Source organism: Pseudomonas sp. PAMC 26793, from assembly GCF_000313235.1.
GTDB classification, from domain to species: Bacteria; Pseudomonadota; Gammaproteobacteria; order Pseudomonadales; family Pseudomonadaceae; genus Aquipseudomonas; species Aquipseudomonas yamanorum.
Window position 1 is genome coordinate 24,381 of sequence record NZ_AMXG01000045.1, and the last position, 17,487, is coordinate 41,867.

The window sequence follows — 17,487 nt, forward strand, 5'->3', positions numbered from 1 at the left end:
TTTAGAAAAATCTGAACTAAGTATTTGCCCCTGCCGATTCTTCCCTTCCCGTGCATTTCGCAGAATCGGCCTCTAATAAACACAACGATGAGGCAATCCCGTGGACAAGATTTTCCACCAACCACTGGGCGGCAACGAAATGCCGCGCTTCGCCGGCATCGCCACCATGATGCGTCTTCCCCATCTGCAATCGGCCAAGGGCCTGGATGCCGCCTTTGTCGGCGTGCCCTTGGACATCGGCACCTCCCTGCGTGCCGGCACCCGTTTCGGGCCGCGGGAAATCCGCGCTGAATCGGTGATGATCCGCCCTTACAACATGGCCACCGGCGCCGCGCCGTTTGACTCGCTGTCGGTTGCCGATATCGGCGACGTGGCGATCAACACCTTCAACCTGCTGGACGCCGTGCGCATCATTGAAGAAGCCTACGACGAGATCCTCGAACACAACGTGATCCCGATGACCCTGGGTGGCGACCACACCATCACCCTGCCGATCCTGCGGGCGATCCACAAGAAACACGGCAAGGTCGGGCTGGTGCACATTGATGCCCACGCCGACGTCAACGACCATATGTTCGGCGAGAAAATCGCCCACGGCACCACCTTCCGCCGCGCCGTGGAAGAAGGCTTGCTGGATTGCGACCGCGTGGTGCAAATCGGCCTGCGCGCCCAGGGCTATACCGCCGAAGACTTCAACTGGAGCCGCAAACAAGGCTTCCGTGTGGTCCAGGCCGAAGAATGCTGGCACCACTCCCTGGCACCCTTGATGGCTGAAGTGCGCGAGAAAGTCGGCGGCGGCCCGGTGTACCTGAGCTTCGACATCGACGGCATCGACCCGGCCTGGGCGCCTGGCACCGGCACCCCGGAAATCGGTGGCTTGACCACGATCCAGGCGATTGAAATCATCCGCGGCTGCCAAGGCCTGGATCTGATTGGTTGCGACCTGGTAGAAGTTTCGCCGCCGTACGACACCACCGGTAATACCTCGCTGCTCGGCGCCAACCTGCTGTACGAAATGCTCTGCGTATTGCCGGGTGTGGCGCACCGCTGATGAGCGCCCAGGCCGAGGTATTAAAAGCCGCGGCCGACCTGGTGTCGGCCTTCGCCCGCAATGATCGCGATGCCTATTTCGGTGCGTTCAGTGCCGACGCCAGCTTCGTGTTCTACACCCTCCCCCAACCGCTGCTGAGTCGCGATGCCTATCAGGTGTTGTGGGACAGCTGGCGCCGGGACGAGGGATTTGAGGTGCTGTCCTGCACCTCAAGCAACGCTTTCGTCAGCCTGCACGGTGACGTCGCGGTATTTGTGCATGACGTGGCCACCGAGCTGCGCATGAACGGGGAGCAATTCTTCAGCCAGGAACGCGAGACCATTGTCTTCAAGCGACAAGGGGATCGCACACAACAAAAAGAAGGCCTGTGGCTGGCCTGTCACGAACATTTGTCCGCTATGCCGGAAGGGCTGCCGCCCCATTAGCCAATGTGATCGGAGCAGATCATGAATAATAAAAACAACGAAAACAGTATTCGCAACATAGAAACCAACGGCGTCGAACAGATCCCGGACCACGAACGTACCGCCGGGCCGAAGGATTTGTTTCGCCTGATTTTCGGCGGTGCCAACACCTTCGCCACCGCCGTGCTGGGGAGCTTTCCTGTGCTGTTTGGCCTGTCGTTCCAGGCCGGCGTCTGGGCGATTGTGCTGGGCGTGCTGGTGGGTGCAGTGATCCTCGCGCCCATGGGCCTGTTCGGGCCGCTCAATGGCACCAATAACGCCGTGTCTTCCGGTGCGCACTTTGGCGTGCACGGGCGGATTGTCGGCTCATTCCTGTCGCTGCTGACCGCTATCGCGTTCTTCTCACTGTCGGTGTGGAGTTCAGGTGATGCGCTGGTGGGCGGTGCGAAACGTCTGGTGGGCTTGCCGGAAACCGACCTGACCCTGGGCCTGGCCTACGGCGTGTTCGCCATCCTCGTACTGACGGTGTGCATCTACGGCTTTCGCTTCATGCTGTGGGTCAACCGCATCGCGGTGTGGGCGGCGAGCCTGTTGTTCCTGCTGGGCATCTTCGCCTTCGCCCCCGCTTTCGACAGTCACTTCGCCGGCACCGTTGCCCTCGGCCAGGCTGGCTTCTGGGCGGCGTTTATCGGTGCGGCACTGGTGGCCATGAGCAACCCGATTTCCTTCGGCGCGTTCCTCGGTGACTGGTCGCGCTACATCCCCCGGGAAACCTCGAAGACGCGGATCATGCTGGCGGTGGTGTTCGCGCAGATCGCCACCTTGATCCCGTTCCTGTTCGGCCTGGCCACCGCGACCATCGTGGCAGTCAAGGCACCGGACTACATCGCGGCCAACAACTATGTCGGCGGCCTGCTGGCGGTGGCACCGAGCTGGTTCTTCCTGCCGGTGTGCCTGATCGCGGTCATCGGCGGCATGTCCACCGGCACCACCTCGCTGTATGGCACCGGCCTGGACATGTCCAGCGTATTCCCGCGCCTGCTGTCTCGGGTCAAGGCGACGCTGCTGATCGGGGTGATGTCGATTGCCTTCATCTTTATCGGACGTTTCGCCGCCAACCTGGTGCAGAGCGTGTCGACCTTCGCCGTGCTGATCATCACCTGCACCACGCCGTGGATGGTGATGATGATCATCGGCCTGATCGTGCGCCGGGGTTACTACTGCCCGGACGACCTGCAAGTGTTCACCCGCGGTGAAACCGGCGGGCGCTACTGGTTCAGCCATGGCTGGAACTGGCGCGGCCTGGGGGCCTGGATCCCGAGTGCGCTGGTGGGCCTGTGCTTCGTCAACCTGCCGGGGCAGTTTGTCGGACCGCTGGGCAACCTCGCCGATGGCATCGACATCAGCTTGCCGGTGACCCTGGGCCTGGCCTCGCTGGTGTACCTGACACTGCTTCGTCTGTTCCCTGAACCGGCTGCCGTCTACGGGCCGACTGTGGCGAGGGAGCCTGCTCCCGCTCGACTGCGCAGCAGTCGCGAGGCCGCCTGATGAATTGCGTGGAATGGATTGGGGCTGCTGCGCAGCCCAGCGGGAGCAAGCTCCCTCGCCACACAGCCCCCTTTAGCCTTACATAAAAAAGATAATCGGAGACCCGCCGTCATGGCCTTAGATCTATTCGTCGTCCTCATCTACGCCGCCGGCATGCTGGTGCTCGGCTACTACGGCATGCGCCGCGCCAAGACCCATGAAGATTACCTGGTGGCCGGCCGCAACCTCGGCCCGACGCTGTACATGGGCACCATGGCCGCCACGGTGTTGGGCGGTGCGTCCACCGTCGGCACCGTGCGCCTGGGCTATGTCCATGGTATTTCCGGTTTCTGGCTGTGCGCCGCGCTGGGTGCGGGGATCATTGCGCTGAACCTGTTCCTGGCCAAGCCGCTGCTGAAGCTGAAAATCTTCACCGTGACCCAGGTCCTGGAAAAACGCTACAACCCCATGGCCCGCCAGGCCAGCGCAGTGATCATGCTGGCCTACGCGCTGATGATCGGCGTGACCTCGATCCTCGCCATCGGCACCGTGCTGCAAGTGCTGTTCGACCTGCCATTCTGGATTTCGGTATTGGTAGGCGGCGGCGTGGTGGTGGCGTACTCGACCATCGGCGGCATGTGGTCGCTGACCCTGACCGACATCGTGCAGTTCGTGATCAAGACCGTCGGCCTGATGTTTATCCTGCTGCCGATCTGCCTGTACCGCGTCGGCGGCTGGGATGAACTGGTGGCCAAACTGCCCGCGTCGAATTTCAGCTTCACTGAAATCGGCTGGGACACCATCATCACCTACTTCATGATCTACTTCTTCGGCATCCTGATCGGCCAGGACATCTGGCAACGGGTGTTCACCGCCCGTGACGAAAAGGTCGCCAAGTACGCAGGCACGTTCGCCGGTTTCTACTGCATCCTCTACGGCCTGGCCTGTGCGCTGATCGGCATGGCCGCCCATGTACTGATCCCGGACCTGGACAACGTCAACAACGCGTTCGCCGCCATCGTCAAAGTCTCGTTGCCGGACGGTATCCGCGGCCTGGTGATCGCCGCCGCCCTGGCCGCGATGATGTCCACCGCCAGTGCCGGCTTGCTCGCCGCGTCCACCGTATTGACCGAAGACCTGCTGCCGCGCCTGCGGGGCGGTAAACAGTCGAGCCTGAAGATCAACCGCCTGTTTACCTTGCTGACGGGCGTTGCCGTGCTGGGTATTGCATTGGTGGTGAACGATGTGATCAGCGCGTTGACCCTGGCTTACAACCTGTTGGTGGGCGGTATGTTGATCCCGCTGATCGGCGCGATTTTCTGGAAGCGTGCGACGACTTCCGGGGCGATCACCTCCATGACCCTGGGCTTTGTGACCGCACTGGTGTTCATGATCAAGGATGGGTTGGATGCCAACACGCCGATCTACTACAGCCTGGGCGTGGGCCTGGTGAGTTTTGTAGTGGTGAGCTTGCTGTCCCGTCGCCCGGAGGCGGTGGCGGCTCGGGCGATCTGAACGAACCCTTGAAAGAAGCTTTCTTCAGCGGGTGCGACGTCGGATGTCGCACCCGTTTTTTTATTCCCACATTGCCGAAACAGCTGGCGCTCTCGCCTGGATGACTTCCTGGACCAAAGATGCCCAAACCAATCCCTGGGTGGTGCCTGCGGCATAAGTTGCCCCCGCTGCAATTCGGTTGTATGCGGACCAATGAACGATTGAAAGTCCATCTGCGGTGCCGGGCCTGGCACATTCGATAATGTGCAATTCGCCGCTTTCTATCGCCCTGCGGTAAGACTCCGGAAAGTGCCGAGAAACAGCCGCCAGACACGCCGCCAATATCTGCTCCTTGTGCTCTTGCGTTGAATCAGGTGGAACCTGCCCGCCGGAGACAAGAATGCAGTCCCCGTCCAACCGGCAATTCATGACGCCGATTGGCAGATCGTACTGCAGCTTGAGTCCGCGCATTTCGACACCTTCATTACCAACGGCGCGAAGCTTGAAAAACCAGCCAATGATCGCAACTACCTCCGGCTCCTCTACCCCCATGGCGGTGACGACGAAGTGCTCTCTACTCAGGTCAGCAATTTGGACCGGGCTAAGGTGCACGGGCATGAACTGAACCCCGGAGCGCCGCAAAAGCGACGCCATCTCCTCCATAAGATCGCTGAACTCCAGATCGTAGCCCGACACCTCAATCGCCCGACAGACCCCAGGGACGCCATACGTTGCCTGGAATTGCAGTTGACCGATCTCTGCAAGTTCACGTCCCGGCTTGCCACTCGGCCAAGGCCTGTTTTCGATATTGCGTTGCTCGCTGATCGCGGCCTCTACGCCACTGGCACCGTCCACATAGGCGCGTACAATCCGCGACCGCGCGAATCGCGCCAACGACGGGTTGTCGGCCAGGAGCTTTTCAAACAGCTCGATGCCGGCTCGATTGCACTCAACGGCCAAGTACTGATTTCCGGGAGTCAGATAATCGTTATGCAGCGGCTTTGCAGTCGTCTCCGTTGCTGACAGATGACGCATGTTCACCTGCTTGTGACTGGCGCCATCCCGCTCCTGATTTCCTCCGTAAACCATGACCTGATAATTCGCCAGGCGGAACATCGCGGCTTGGAGCAGGCCGTTGATACCTCTGCCGATGATCGACACGCGCGGCGCAGCGGCATCGGCCTGCTGAGGGGGGATCGTCAAGGAGTGTGCAAGCTTGCGCCTGACAAGGCCGCGCAAGGCCATCAAGCTCAGTTGCACAGAGACCGCATAGTCGAGGTCGCAATGGCAGGCTTCGGTGGTGGCCGCCTGTGTCGTCAGCATCGCCGGCTTGCGCCACGTGGAGACACAGCAGCCGAGCGCTTGTGCACGCATCCGAAACGCATCCAATGTCCGGGGGCCGTAGTCCAATACCAGCTGGGTATCTTCAGCCATTGCCAGGGTCTGCAAAGCATCATCGCTAAAGACATCCGGCTTGGAGACACAGACCAGGCGAGCTCGTCTGTGCAGACGTTGAATGAGGGTCCGATCAATACGATGCGCGGATTCATCATTCAAGGACACGCATACGGCGATCGCATAGGCCCCCTCCAGCGCCTCGAGCCAGTCTGCGACAAATGCAACTCTACAATCGGAAGAGGCTTTCCCCATATTGCCAGCTACTCGATCACGTCGATCTAATACCTTAATCCGAATACCCGGATCTTGATCAAGCAGTAACTTAACAAGCTCTTTCCCTACATTGCCGTATCCCAGTACACAGATATCACGGGGCATGGAGCCATCCGCCAGTGTCAGCCAGTGTGCAATATAGGCGGCAACATGCGGCGCGTTTATGCCTGGCGTATTGATTACTTGAATATTGTGGGAGTCGCAAAGATCCAGTCGCACCTTATCCAGACTCGCACCACGGCGGACCAAATGGAGGTTTCCAAATGGATGAGATATACGCCACTGGCCGATGACGTCGGCATCGATAACTTGGTCTGCGACAACGATCGTTGATGGGCGCAGAAGTCCAATCTGTATAAGCAGAGCTTGCTTGGTTAATGCCGGAGGGAAAAACACGACGTTGCTGGGTGCGTCAGCCTTCCAGCCTCTGGATGCAGGTGCGATATGCAAGATATTTTCGGTGGTGGCGATCAGTGAAGCGGCGACTGGAGGAACGGAAGAAAGCATCATGGCTTTATCTCCAACAATTCTGACTTGCGCAGGGGAAGTTCAATAACGGTGGGGGATTTGAAAACGCAAACGATACAAATCTTTTCCTAACGGAATTCAACCTACGCTTATCTTTAGAATTGAATAAGCCAGCCGACTCTGACAAACAGGTAGTCCGATTCCGACACTTGAACGCCAAAACCTGACTGACGTGCACAGATTCGGACTACTCAACTATTACCGTGAAACATCAAACGGCGTGTTCAAAAAGCTTTCCCGACTACAGTTTGTTTGCACGTGCACAAAACAAATGTGGGAGCGGGCTTGCTCGCGAATACGGTGTGTCATTCAGTGTAAAAGCCACTGATACACAATATTCGCGAGCAAACCCGCTCCCACATAAAATTTATGCCGCTCCAGGCTGCACCCAAACCCAGGGGTTTGAGCGCTTTTCCAGGACTTACCTGCGACGCGGGCGACGCTGCTCGTCATCGGTGCGGATTGGCACCGGTTGCAGCGGTGGCTCGATCAAGCCGAGTGCGACGCCGAGGTCGTGCAGCCAGTTTTGCAGTTTCTCTTTCATGGTGCCCCCTTGGGGTAATGCCGAGCGGCTGGAATTCTGTGGCCGCTTCCTACAGATAGTAGTCTTAAGTCCTACCTATTGCTTGAACGAAACCACAACGAACTATTACTGAATTGATCAAAATCCTGACGGATCGTTCAAGCGATGGCTCTGGTTTCGCTTTCCGGTAGCACCTTGCCCTCTTGTTGCAGGTCAATCCACGCATTGAGGTTAGCGCCGAGCATACCCTTACGCCACATCAACCAGGTGGTGGCGCTGGCAAATGGCTCCGCCAACGGATGAATGGACACGCTGTCCTTGCCCGGCAAGCTGTCGAGCATTGATTCCGACATCAGCGCCACCCCGGATCCGGCGATCACACAAGCCAGCATGCCTTGGTAGGACTCGATCTCGATAGCCCGGCCCATGGCCACGCGGTCGTGGGAAAACCAGGCTTCCAGGCGCGCACGGTAGGAACAACTGCGTCGGAAAGTGAACACCGAGCGGCCGGCAACATCCTGCGGCCCACGCACGGGCGGGTGATCCGCCTCGCAGATCAGCAGCAGGCGCTCTTCGCACAGCGGCACGCCATCGAGGGTGGCGAGGGTCAACGGCCCGTCCACCAGCGCGGCGTCCAGGCGCCCGGTGATCAAGCCTTCCAGCAGTTCACCACTGGGGGCCGACTGCACCTGCAGGTTCACCATCGGATACGCCTTGTGGTAGCGCGCCAGCAGCTTGGGCAAATGAATCGCCGCCGTGCTGTACATGCTGCCGAGCACAAAGTCGCCGGCTGGTTGCCCGCCTTGCACCGCGCCATGGGCTTCGTCGTGCAGGGCCAGCAAGCGTGCGCTGTAATCCAGCAGTACTTTGCCTGCGGGAGAAAGCTGCAAACGCTGACGCTCGCGTACGAACAGTTCGACGCCCAGCTGTTCTTCCATTTGTTTAAGCCGGGTCGACAAGTTGGACGGCACCCGGTGCAAACGCTCGGCGGCACGGGTGATGGAGCCCTCCTCGGCCACGGCCTGGAAAATCCGCAATTGACTAAACTCCATCACCTTTCTCCAAAACTGAACAAGTTACTCACTATTATTCATTTCTACAGAAAGTCAATCCGCTTTAGCCTGATGGTCACTCGCTGCTCCCAGGAAAAAACATCATGTCACCGCTGATCCGCTTACTCGCCAGCTTTATCGCCTTGATGATGGCCATGGGCATTGGCCGCTTCGCGCTTACCCCGCAAATGCCGCATTTGCTCAGCGAAGGGCAGATCGACCTGACCGGCGCGGGCCTGATTGCGGCGGCCAACTACCTGGGCTATTTCGTCGGCGCGGTGGATTCGATATTCGCCCGCAGCCATCACCATGTACGCGGACGCTTGTACGGTGGGCTGTGGTTATGTGTGCTGCTGACCCTGGCGTCGTACTGGGCCCATGGGTTCTGGCCGCATCTGCTGCTGCGCTTCGGTACCGGCGTGGCGAGCGCCTGGGCGTTGGTGATGATCACCAGCCTGAGCCAGCCGCTGGCCATTGCGGCCGGGCGCCCACGCTTGGGTGCGCTGGTATTTGCCGGGCCGGGGTTGGGGATTCTGTTGACCGGGCTGCTGGCGCTGGGCTCCAACCTGCTGGGGCAGGATTCTGCAACCTTGTGGCTGGTGTATGGCGTGGTCGCGCTGGTCATGCTGCTGGCAATCCTACCGTTCCTGCCCAAGCCTTCCGCCACCAGCTCCCCCGCTGCCAGCCACACTGACGTGGCCAGCAACGGCAGCATCACTCACCTGTGCTGGATCTACGTGTTGTATGGCCTTGGCTACATCATCCCGGCGACATTCCTGTCGCAGATGGCCAGCGCGCAATTCAAGGGCGCCTGGCAGGCGGACCTGTTCTGGCCCTGCTTTGGCCTGGCCGCCGCAATTGGCGTGGTGGTCGCGAGCCTGCGCCGCAAGGACCCGGACACCACCCGTCGCTGGCTGATGACCACCCTTTGGCTGCAAGCGGCCGGGGTGTTTGCCTGCCTGCTGGGCAACGGTTGGGGCCTGGCGCTGGGAGTGTTGCTGTGCGGCGGGCCATTCCTGGCGTGCATGCAACTGGTGATGGCGCGCTTGCGTGAGGTCGCCCCCCACGGCTACCAGCGCAGCACCGGGTTGCTGACCGCCAGCTTTGCAATCGGCCAATTGAGCGGGCCGTTGCTGGCGTCGGTGAGCAGCCACCTCAGCGGTGGCCTGCAACCGGCGCTGGTGGTCGCCGGCGCCGGATTGCTAGTGGCCGGATCGGTCCTGGTCAGCCGGCAACCATCGGCACAGGCGCACGCACCTGTTCACGCCGCGCCAGCACCAGGAAAAACAGCCCACCCAGGAAGCAGCCGGTAAACCAGGCGAAGTTGGCCATGCCCTGCAGCGCCGGGGTAAAGGTGATCGCGACGCCCACCAGCGTCGCGGGTACCAGCGCCTTGACCGCCGTCCAGTTCACGCCACCATCGAAGTAGTAGCGCCCGCTCGGGCTGTCATCGAACAGCGCATCCACGTCGATCTTCTGCTTTTTGATCAGGTAGAAGTCCACCAGCAGAATCCCGAACAACGGCCCGATAAACGCGGCGAGGATGTCGAGGGTGTAGTGGATCATCAACGGGTTGTTGAACAGGTTCCACGGAGTGATGAAGATCGACGCCACCGCGGCAATCATCCCGCCGGCGCGCCAGCTGATTTTGCTCGGTGCCACGTTGGCAAAATCAAAGGCCGGCGAGACAAAGTTGGCGACGATGTTGATGCCGATGGTCGCGGTAACGAAGGCGAACGCCCCCAGCAGCACGGCCATGTCGTTGTCGATGCGCGAAACGGTAGCGATTGGATCGTGGAGCATTTCGCCGAACACCGGCAAGGTGCCCGAGACGATCACCACGGTGACCAGGGAGAACGCCAGGAAATTTACCGGAAGGCCCCAGAAGTTGCCGCGACGCACGTCCTTCATCGTCCGGCAGTAGCGGCTGAAATCACCGAAATTCAGGGTTGGCCCGGAGAAGTACGACACCACCAAGGCGGTCGCCACGATGATTTGGCCAAACGCTTGCCAGCCTGACAGGGACTTTTCCGCCAGGGTGAAGCTGATATTGGCCCAGCCGGCCTTCCAGACGATCCAGCCGGCCAGGGCAAACATCACCGCATAGACGATGGGCCCCGCCCAGTCGATGAAACGACGGATGGACTCCATGCCGGCCCAGAACACCAGCGCCTGGAGCGTCCACAAGCTGAGGAAACCGAACCAGCCCAGGTACGACAGACCGGCAAAATGCGGCTCTGCGTATACCGCCATCTGTGGGAAAAAGCGCAGCACCACAATGATCAATGCGCTGGATGCCAGGTACGTCTGGATCCCGTACCAGGCCACCGCGATCAAGCCGCGAATTACTGCCGGGATGTTCGCCCCAAAAACCCCAAAGGCCAGCCGGCAGATCACCGGGTAAGGCACCGCCGCCTGCTGGCTCGGCTTGGCCACCAGGTTGGCGATCAATTGCACAATGCAGATCCCGGCGAGCAAGGCAATTAACACCTGCCAACTGGCCAGCCCCAGGGCGAACAGGCTGGCGGCAAATACGTAGCCACCGACGCTGTGCACGTCGCTCATCCAGAAGGCGAAGATGTTGTACCAGTTCCATTTTTGCGGCAGCGGCCCCAGGTCCTGGTTGTACAGGCGCGGGCTGTAGCCTTTGGGCAATTGTTCGGTCATCGCGGGGCTCCTCGTAAATACCGGCCTGCCACCCGCGACGGGAGTGCGTACGGGAGGCGGCATCGTTTGTATACGAGTTGATGAGCAGAATGCGTGCCAATGAATTAAAACTCGGCACAATCCCTCTGGGACAACGGTCTACAGAAGGTTACACAATGGCACGGGGATGATTAGACGGTGCAGGCTCGCTCAGGGATGGTGCAGACCAATCCTGTACACAATCAATTGTGCACCCTGCGTGCACATTGATAGCCCACGGTGCAGCAAACGGCACTGAGGAAGGTACCCCACGCAATGTCCATGACGGCCAACCCGGCGGACCAGCCCTGCAAGGTCGCCCAATTGCTCAGGTCATAAGTGCCATAAGCCACCAGCCCCAGCAACGCACCCAGCCGCGCGGCACGTTGCCAGCCGCCGCTCGCCAAAGCCGGAAGGACGACAAACACCACACAACCGAATACGTAGAGGACATAGAACGCCACGGCCGGGAACAGGCGCGGCTGGTCGAGCATCAGTGGGCCGAGCAGCGCTTTGTAGGTCGGCCCCATCAGGACGCCGAGCCAAAGACCGTCGAGGATCAGAAAAGCAAGCAAGGTGCCGAGGTAGGCGAAGAGTGTTTTCCTGGACATCCTGGCGGGCCTTTTGTAGGAGCGAACGTGCTCCTACAAAAGAGCAAACCGGAATCAGCTTAGTTCAATGCGATCCGCGTGGATCACGATGTGACCCTGTTTGTAGAGGGCACCGATGGCCTTCTTGAAGTTGCCTTTGCTGACACCGAACAAACTGCTGATCACTGCCGGATCGCTTTTATCGCTGACCGGCAAGGTGCCGTTGTTGTCACGCAACTTGGCGAGGATCTTCGAGTTCAGGCTGGACGCTGCCTCTTCACCCACCGGCTGCAGGCTCAGGCTGATATTGCCGTCAGCGCGGATTTCCTTGATGAAGCCTTTCTCTTCCTTGCCCGGGCGCAGGAACTTGAACACTTCGTTCTTGTGGATCAGGCCCCAGTGCTTGTTGTTGATAATGGCCTTGAAGCCCATGTCGGTGGCTTCGGCCACTAGCAAGTCAACTTCCTGGCCGACCTTGTAGGTGGCCGGGGTCTTGTCCAGGTAGCGGTCAAGGCGCGCAGTGGCGGTGATGCGCTTGGTGTGTTTGTCGAGGTAGACGTGCACCACGCAATACTCACCGGCAGTCAGCTGGCGCTTTTCTTCGGAGTAAGGCAGCAGCAAATCCTTGGGCAGGCCCCAATCGAGGAAGACACCGATGCTGTTGACTTCAACCACTTTCAGACTGGCAAATTCACCCACCTGTACTTTTGGTTTTTCGGTGGTTGCGATAAGTTTGTCATCGCTGTCCAGATAAATAAAAACGTTGAGCCAGTCTTCATCTTCACTGGGAATATCTTTGGGGATATAACGGTTGGGCAAGAGGATTTCGCCCTCTTGATCACCATCCAGGTACAAACCAAAGTTAGTGTGTTTAACCACTTGCAAGCTGTTGTAGCGCCCGACTAAAGCCATTTCCAATACCCTCATTGCGTGGGCGGCATTCTACCCGAGTTGACGGCGGCGGTCCCGTGTAGCGGCGTACAGCCCTGAAAAATCATGGGTTTGCCGGGCAACGCCCCGCTCGTCAGATCATCAGCCTGAATTCTGCCGGCGCCCCGGGCATGTTTTCTTCCTGGGTTTCGATTTAAAACAGCGAGTTAGGTGACTATTTCAATCATTCATTGCAGACAATTCATAAATCCGCCGTATATTTCAGGAGGATATTTGCCAAGCAATTGTCAAGCATTTCATGTACGATGCATGGCCAAGTTAATTTTCTACAGGTTAGTGGCCGCCATGCGCGTAAAAGCATCCAACAGCAAAGCAAAGCCAGCTCCCGCCGTTGAAACCAGCGAATCGATCAACAGCCAAATCGCTGCATTCCTCAAGCAGGGCGGCGAAATCCAGCAGATTGCCAAAGGCGTAAGCGGCCAGACTTTCGGCCCGTCCAAGCAGATCACCCTGGGTAAAAAGTAATACTTGCGCATCACACCTGGTCCCTAAGCGCTTTGCCTTTCAAGGCGCTAGGACTAGAGCCCGCAACACCCTCTGATCCACCCCTCTTTTACACCAATCGACGAACGGGCTTCATCTGCGGACCATCGTCGGTATGCTTGCACACGTCTAGATCGGGCATTTGCCTGATATTTCCCGTTACTGCTCCTCGCTTTTCATGGAGTGAAGCATGCTCAAATCCTGCATTTTCCTGGCCGGTGCCCTGTTGGCCAGCCCCCTTGCCGAAGCGCAGGTTTTCCAGCGTGAACTGGGTGATTTCGACCTGAAATTGGGCACAACCCCTAGCCGAAGCATGGCTCAAGGCCTGGTAAAGCCCACTGCGCCCGGGAGCGACTCGTTCCACGGCGGCCTGGACCTGAGCCACGGCAGCGGCCTGTACCTCGGCCAATTCTCACCGAGCATGGGGATTTCCCCTACCAGCAATCTCGAGGTCGATTCCTACTTGGGCTTCAAGCGCCCTTTTGACCAGACCCTGGGCTACGAGCTGGGGATGATTCATTACAGCTATCCCAAGCTGAGCCCCCTCGACAGCCAAGAGTTCTACGGCGGCCTGACTGTGCTGGGCAACCGCTTCGGCGCCTCCTTCAGCAACGACCCGGACCGCCAGGACAGCACCGTGTTTGCCGACCTCGGCGGCACCAAGCCTTTCGGCATCGGCGTCAGCATGAAGTACACCACCCACCAGTTGGGCACTCCGGTCTCGGTCGCCGATGGCAGCTCCATTCGCAACTTCAGCGATTGGTCAGTGCAATTCTCCCGACCGTGGATGGGCGTCGACCTGAACCTGATCTATAGCGACTCAAGCCTCAGCGGCGGCGATTGCTCGGCCTACTCCGGACATAACTCGCAATGCGACGGACTATTGACCCTGAAAGCAGAGCGGGCGTTTTATTGATGGGCTGAACTGTCGCTGCACTGACGGGTTCAGATGCAATACTCTCGTCTGCGCAAGGACTCGCTCATGCTGCGTCGGTTAAAATTTCTGGTGATGTTGCTGACCCTCAGCCTGGTGCTCGCCGGCTGCAACCGGGTAGGGCTGGCCTATCGCAATCTGGATGTGATCATCCCCTGGACCCTCAGCGACTACCTGGACATGAATGCCGGGCAGAAGAGCTGGTTCAACGACAAACTCAAGGAACACCTGGCCTGGCATTGCACCACTCAATTGCCGGGCTACCTGGACTGGCTCGACCGCCTGCAACAGATGGTCGACAACAACCAGGTGACCGACGCCGCACTGCAAACCCGGACTACCGAGGCCAAGCAAGCCATTGCCGAAAGCGCCCGGGCGATCACGCCGTCTGCCGTCGAGCTATTGCAGGGGCTGGACGACCAGCAAGTACAGGCTATGGAGCAAGCATTTGCCAAGGACCTGCGTAAGCGTCAGGACGAGTACCTGAAACCGCCCCTCGAGCAGCAGATCAAGGAGCGCGCCGAGCGCATGAACAAACGCCTCGATGCATGGCTCGGGCCGTTAAGCGCCAACCAGCAGAATCGCGTCACCGCCTGGTCGATCGCCTTGGGTGAGCAGAACCAGCAGTGGATCGGTAACCGCGCTCACTGGCAGGCGCTGTTTATCGCAGCAGTCAAAGACCGCCACAGCAGCGACTTCCCCCACAAGATCGAACAACTATTGGTGGACCGCGAAAGCCTGTGGACCCCGGAATACCGCCTGGCCTACGCCCAGACCGAAACCGCCGCTCGCCGCCTGATCGTCGACCTGATGTCGCAGAGCACCGTGCAACAACGCCAGAAGCTGACGCAGAAGATCGACAAGGTGCGCAGCGATTTCCAGGCGCTCAAGTGCCTGAAAAGTGCCTAACCCGCAAGCCTCGGACTCACGGTGCCTATTTCAGCACAGACATGTAAGGCTCCGGACCGCTTGAAGCGGCTCGTTTCAGCAGGTTGAATCAGCAACAGTCAAAACCAAAGGCGTACACCCATCACCCAGCGCCATTCGCTGCGGTCATCGCCCTCCTCACGTACGTATTTGGCCGTTTGGCCGTAGGAACGATTCCAGGTGACGCCAACGTAAGGCGCAAACTCGCGGCGGATTTCATAGCGAAGCCGCAGGCCTATTTCGCTTTCAGAAAGACCGGAACCGATCTGACGCTGCGGGTCGTTCTTGCCGTAGAAATTGATCTCGGCCGTCGGCTGGAGCACCAGCCGATTGGTCAGCAGAATGTCGTAGTCACCCTCAAGGCGCGCCGCAGTCTGGCCGGCCTCGCCGACAAACAAGGTTGCCTCGGCTTCAAAGTTGTAAAGGGCCATGCCCTGCAGCCCGAAAGCGGCCCAGCTTTCACTGTCGCCGGGTTTGAAATCCTGGCGCACACCGCCCACCAGATCCCACCAGGGACTGATGGCGTGCCCCCACAACGCCTGGACCTCTGCCTTCTCGGTCCTGCCCTTGGCCCGCTCGCCCTCAGTACGCAACCACAAGCGGTCAATGTCGCCGCCCACCCACCCTTTGGCATCCCAGCTCACCGCGCGACCGTCGTCCGCGCCCTGCCACTCCAACTGGTTGATCACAAACAGCGAGTTGATCTGGCTGTCATGAACCCTGTGCCCATCGGGAGCGTCATAGACCGCCGCGCGGTCAGCGTCGGTCAACGCGGGAATCGGCGTGCGACTTGAGGTCGTGACAGCCGGGCTCATCCCTTGCATCTGACTGTGATCCATCTGCCCGGCCGCCAGCGCAACAGGACCGACGATTGTCGTTGCCAACATCAACACAATACGGTTCATGGTCGCTCCTCACTCGTGCACGCGGACTTCACGGAACATGCCCATTTCCATGTGGTACAGCAGGTGGCAGTGATAAGCCCAACGCCCCAGTGCATCGGCGGTCACCCGATAGCTGCGCCGGCTGCCAGGCGGCATATCGATGGTGTGTTTACGGACTTTGAAGTGGCCATTTTCGTCTTCCAGATCACTCCACATGCCATGCAGGTGAATCGGATGAGCCATCATCGTGTCGTTGACCAACACCACCCGAACCCGCTCGCCATAGGTCAGCCTGAGCGGCTCGGCGTCAGAGAACTTCACGCCATCGAACGACCAGGCGAACTTTTCCATATGCCCGGTGAGGTGCAACTCAATCGTGCGGCCGGGCTCACGGCCATCGGGGTCGTCAAAGGTGCTTCGCAGGTCGGCATAGCTCAGCACCCGGCGCCCGTTATTTCTCAAGCCGATGCCAGGGTCGTCGAGCTTCGGAGCAGGACTCATCGCCTGCATGTCCACCAGCGGGTTATTCATTTCGCTGGCGGGATGGTTTTGCATCGACATCCCCGCCATTGCGCCATGATCCATGCCGGCCATATCTCCCATGGCGCCGTGGTCCATGCCGCCCATCCCCATATCGTCCATGGTCAGCCAGGGGCGGGGATCAACGGGCGGAACAGGCGCCACCAGGGCGGCGTGACTGCTGAGGGTGCCTCGGGCGTAGCCGGTTCGGTCCATCGACTCGGCGAACAGCGTGTGCACGGCCTGCGTGGGCTCGACGATCACGTCATAGGTTTCGGCCACGGCAATTCGGAACTCGTCGACACTCACCGGCGTTACCGGCGTTACCGGCTGCCCATCGGCCGCCACCACGGTCAGCTTCAGACCGGGAATGCGTACGTCAAAGTAGGTCATGGCCGAGCCATTGATGAAACGCAGGCGGATCTTTTCGCCAGGCCGAAAGAGCCCCGTCCAGTTCACGTCCGGGGTCTGGCCATTGATCAGGTAGGTGTAGGTTGCGCCACTGACGTCCGCAAGGTCGGTAGGGTTCATCTTCATTTCGGCCCACATCGCGCGGTCAGCGACGGTGGCCGACCAGCCCTTCTTGCCGACATCCTGGATGAAATCACCCACGGTGGGTTTGTGGTAATTGTAGTAATCGGACTGTTTCTTCAGGGTCTTCATCAGCGAAACGGGGTCTTCATCCGTCCAGTCTGTCAGCATCACCACGTAGTCACGCTCATAGCTGAAGGGTTCGGGTTCCTTGGGATCAATCACCAGCGGCCCGTATACACCCTGCTGCTCCTGAAGACTGGAATGGCTGTGGTACCAATAGGTGCCATGCTGGTTGACCGTGAACTGGTAGACATACATCCCACCCGGCTCGATGCCCTTGAAACTCAAGCCGGGTACGCCATCCATGTTGGCGGGCAGGATGATGCCGTGCCAATGGATCGACGTGGGCTCCGCCAGGCGGTTCTTTACCCGCAGCGTCACGGTGTCGCCTTCGCGCCAGCGCAATAGCGGGCCGGGCAAGCTGCCGTTGACCGTCAGCGCCGTACGCGCCTTGCCGGTGAAGTTGACCGGGGTTTGGCCGATAGACAGATCAAATTCAGTCCCCGCCAGGACGGTGGGCTGCCCCGGGCCGGGCAGCGCCCAGACCGGCGGTCGCCAGAGCCCGAACCCACCCAGCAGGCCGCCGGCAGCCAAGCCTTTGACGAAAGTTCGCCTGGAAGTATTGGAGTGCATGCCGATTCAGTCCCATCAATTGAATGGCAGCAGGTTA

16 protein-coding genes are annotated in these 17,487 nt (G+C 59.6%); 8 read left to right on the forward strand and 8 right to left on the reverse strand.

The window, feature by feature from the left end:
* Positions 1-100 precede the first annotated feature (100 nt).
* The 4 genes from speB to D109_RS0124115 all read left to right on the forward strand — a co-directional run bounded on the left by speB (position 101) and on the right by D109_RS0124115 (position 4,497).
* Positions 101-1,051: an agmatinase gene (speB, locus tag D109_RS0124100; RefSeq protein WP_003210733.1), complete on the forward strand. Its 951-nt coding sequence runs from the start codon at positions 101-103 to the stop codon at positions 1,049-1,051.
* Positions 1,051-1,476 carry a nuclear transport factor 2 family protein gene (locus D109_RS0124105; RefSeq protein ID WP_003210732.1) on the forward strand — a complete coding sequence of 142 codons (426 nt, stop codon included), beginning with the start codon at positions 1,051-1,053 and terminating at the stop codon, positions 1,474-1,476. Before speB ends, D109_RS0124105 begins: the two co-directional genes overlap by 1 nt.
* 21 nt (positions 1,477-1,497) lie before the next feature.
* Positions 1,498-3,003: a cytosine permease gene (locus tag D109_RS0124110; RefSeq protein WP_017479134.1), complete on the forward strand. Its 1,506-nt coding sequence runs from the start codon at positions 1,498-1,500 to the stop codon at positions 3,001-3,003.
* A gap of 111 nt (positions 3,004-3,114) precedes the next feature.
* Positions 3,115-4,497: a sodium:solute symporter gene (locus tag D109_RS0124115; RefSeq protein ID WP_017479135.1), complete on the forward strand. Its 1,383-nt coding sequence runs from the start codon at positions 3,115-3,117 to the stop codon at positions 4,495-4,497.
* 60 nt (positions 4,498-4,557) lie between these two features.
* Here the strand turns inward: D109_RS0124115 and D109_RS0124120 are convergent, their stop codons facing one another.
* The 3 genes from D109_RS0124120 to D109_RS0124130 form a co-directional block, all read right to left on the reverse strand.
* Positions 4,558-6,657, reverse strand: a complete 2,100-nt coding sequence (locus tag D109_RS0124120; RefSeq protein WP_017479136.1) for an NAD(P)-dependent oxidoreductase — start codon at positions 6,655-6,657, stop codon at positions 4,558-4,560.
* 439 nt (positions 6,658-7,096) lie between these two features.
* Positions 7,097-7,219, reverse strand: a complete 123-nt coding sequence (locus tag D109_RS1000000135015) for a PA1414 family protein (protein ID WP_003210728.1) — start codon at positions 7,217-7,219, stop codon at positions 7,097-7,099.
* Positions 7,220-7,356: 137 nt separating this feature from the next.
* Positions 7,357-8,250 (reverse strand): LysR family transcriptional regulator, encoded by an 894-nt coding sequence (locus tag D109_RS0124130; RefSeq protein WP_017479137.1) that lies wholly within the window; start codon positions 8,248-8,250, stop codon positions 7,357-7,359.
* Between the two features lie 104 nt (positions 8,251-8,354).
* Between D109_RS0124130 and D109_RS0124135 the strand changes: the two genes are divergently transcribed.
* Entirely contained in the window at positions 8,355-9,563 is a 1,209-nt protein-coding gene (locus D109_RS0124135) for an MFS transporter (RefSeq protein ID WP_017479138.1), read from the forward strand.
* Here D109_RS0124135 and D109_RS0124140 read toward each other — a convergent pair.
* The 3 genes from D109_RS0124140 to D109_RS0124150 all read right to left on the reverse strand — a co-directional run bounded on the left by D109_RS0124140 (position 9,475) and on the right by D109_RS0124150 (position 12,437).
* Entirely contained in the window at positions 9,475-10,917 is a 1,443-nt protein-coding gene (locus tag D109_RS0124140) for an NCS1 family nucleobase:cation symporter-1 (RefSeq protein ID WP_017479139.1), read from the reverse strand. The two genes, D109_RS0124135 and D109_RS0124140, sit on opposite strands and share 89 nt — an antisense overlap.
* Before the next feature lie 221 nt (positions 10,918-11,138).
* The gene (locus D109_RS0124145) at positions 11,139-11,546 is read right to left on the reverse strand and encodes a DUF2177 family protein (RefSeq protein WP_017479140.1); all 408 of its coding nucleotides are present in this window, start codon (positions 11,544-11,546) and stop codon (positions 11,139-11,141) included.
* A gap of 54 nt (positions 11,547-11,600) precedes the next feature.
* Positions 11,601-12,437, reverse strand: coding sequence for a S1 RNA-binding domain-containing protein (locus D109_RS0124150; protein ID WP_017479141.1), 837 nt, complete (start codon positions 12,435-12,437; stop codon positions 11,601-11,603).
* 324 nt (positions 12,438-12,761) lie between these two features.
* On the opposite strand from D109_RS0124150, the gene D109_RS0124155 reads away from it, so the two are divergent.
* From D109_RS0124155 to D109_RS0124165, 3 genes are all read left to right on the forward strand, one after another.
* Positions 12,762-12,941: a hypothetical protein gene (locus D109_RS0124155; protein WP_003210722.1), complete on the forward strand. Its 180-nt coding sequence runs from the start codon at positions 12,762-12,764 to the stop codon at positions 12,939-12,941.
* Between the two features lie 208 nt (positions 12,942-13,149).
* Complete coding sequence (locus D109_RS0124160) at positions 13,150-13,875, forward strand: TorF family putative porin (RefSeq protein ID WP_017479143.1); 726 nt, start codon at positions 13,150-13,152, stop codon at positions 13,873-13,875.
* 66 nt (positions 13,876-13,941) lie between these two features.
* The gene (locus D109_RS0124165; protein WP_017479144.1) at positions 13,942-14,802 is read left to right on the forward strand and encodes a DUF6279 family lipoprotein; all 861 of its coding nucleotides are present in this window, start codon (positions 13,942-13,944) and stop codon (positions 14,800-14,802) included.
* Between the two features lie 98 nt (positions 14,803-14,900).
* Here D109_RS0124165 and D109_RS0124170 read toward each other — a convergent pair whose 3' ends face one another.
* Both D109_RS0124170 and D109_RS0124175 read right to left on the reverse strand, forming a co-directional pair.
* Positions 14,901-15,725, reverse strand: coding sequence for a copper resistance protein B (locus D109_RS0124170; RefSeq protein ID WP_017479145.1), 825 nt, complete (start codon positions 15,723-15,725; stop codon positions 14,901-14,903).
* 9 nt (positions 15,726-15,734) lie between these two features.
* The gene (locus D109_RS0124175; protein WP_017479146.1) at positions 15,735-17,450 is read right to left on the reverse strand and encodes a copper resistance system multicopper oxidase; all 1,716 of its coding nucleotides are present in this window, start codon (positions 17,448-17,450) and stop codon (positions 15,735-15,737) included.
* Positions 17,451-17,487: the final 37 nt, after the last annotated feature.

Excerpts from the sequence above, each read along its gene's own strand:
- D109_RS0124105 (WP_003210732.1), top strand. The coding sequence starts at position 1,051 with ATGAGCGCCCAGGCCGAGGTATTAAAAGCCGCGGCCGACCTGGTGTCG.
- D109_RS0124110 (WP_017479134.1), top strand. The coding sequence starts at position 1,498 with ATGAATAATAAAAACAACGAAAACAGTATTCGCAACATAGAAACCAAC.
- D109_RS0124115 (WP_017479135.1), top strand. The coding sequence starts at position 3,115 with ATGGCCTTAGATCTATTCGTCGTCCTCATCTACGCCGCCGGCATGCTG.
- D109_RS0124120 (WP_017479136.1), bottom strand. The coding sequence starts at position 6,657 with ATGATGCTTTCTTCCGTTCCTCCAGTCGCCGCTTCACTGATCGCCACC.
- D109_RS1000000135015 (WP_003210728.1), bottom strand. The coding sequence starts at position 7,219 with ATGAAAGAGAAACTGCAAAACTGGCTGCACGACCTCGGCGTCGCACTC.
- D109_RS0124130 (WP_017479137.1), bottom strand. The coding sequence starts at position 8,250 with ATGGAGTTTAGTCAATTGCGGATTTTCCAGGCCGTGGCCGAGGAGGGC.
- D109_RS0124135 (WP_017479138.1), top strand. The coding sequence starts at position 8,355 with ATGTCACCGCTGATCCGCTTACTCGCCAGCTTTATCGCCTTGATGATG.
- D109_RS0124140 (WP_017479139.1), bottom strand. The coding sequence starts at position 10,917 with ATGACCGAACAATTGCCCAAAGGCTACAGCCCGCGCCTGTACAACCAG.
- D109_RS0124145 (WP_017479140.1), bottom strand. The coding sequence starts at position 11,546 with ATGTCCAGGAAAACACTCTTCGCCTACCTCGGCACCTTGCTTGCTTTT.
- D109_RS0124150 (WP_017479141.1), bottom strand. The coding sequence starts at position 12,437 with ATGGCTTTAGTCGGGCGCTACAACAGCTTGCAAGTGGTTAAACACACT.
- D109_RS0124155 (WP_003210722.1), top strand. The coding sequence starts at position 12,762 with ATGCGCGTAAAAGCATCCAACAGCAAAGCAAAGCCAGCTCCCGCCGTT.
- D109_RS0124160 (WP_017479143.1), top strand. The coding sequence starts at position 13,150 with ATGCTCAAATCCTGCATTTTCCTGGCCGGTGCCCTGTTGGCCAGCCCC.
- D109_RS0124165 (WP_017479144.1), top strand. The coding sequence starts at position 13,942 with ATGCTGCGTCGGTTAAAATTTCTGGTGATGTTGCTGACCCTCAGCCTG.
- D109_RS0124170 (WP_017479145.1), bottom strand. The coding sequence starts at position 15,725 with ATGAACCGTATTGTGTTGATGTTGGCAACGACAATCGTCGGTCCTGTT.
- D109_RS0124175 (WP_017479146.1), bottom strand. The coding sequence starts at position 17,450 with ATGCACTCCAATACTTCCAGGCGAACTTTCGTCAAAGGCTTGGCTGCC.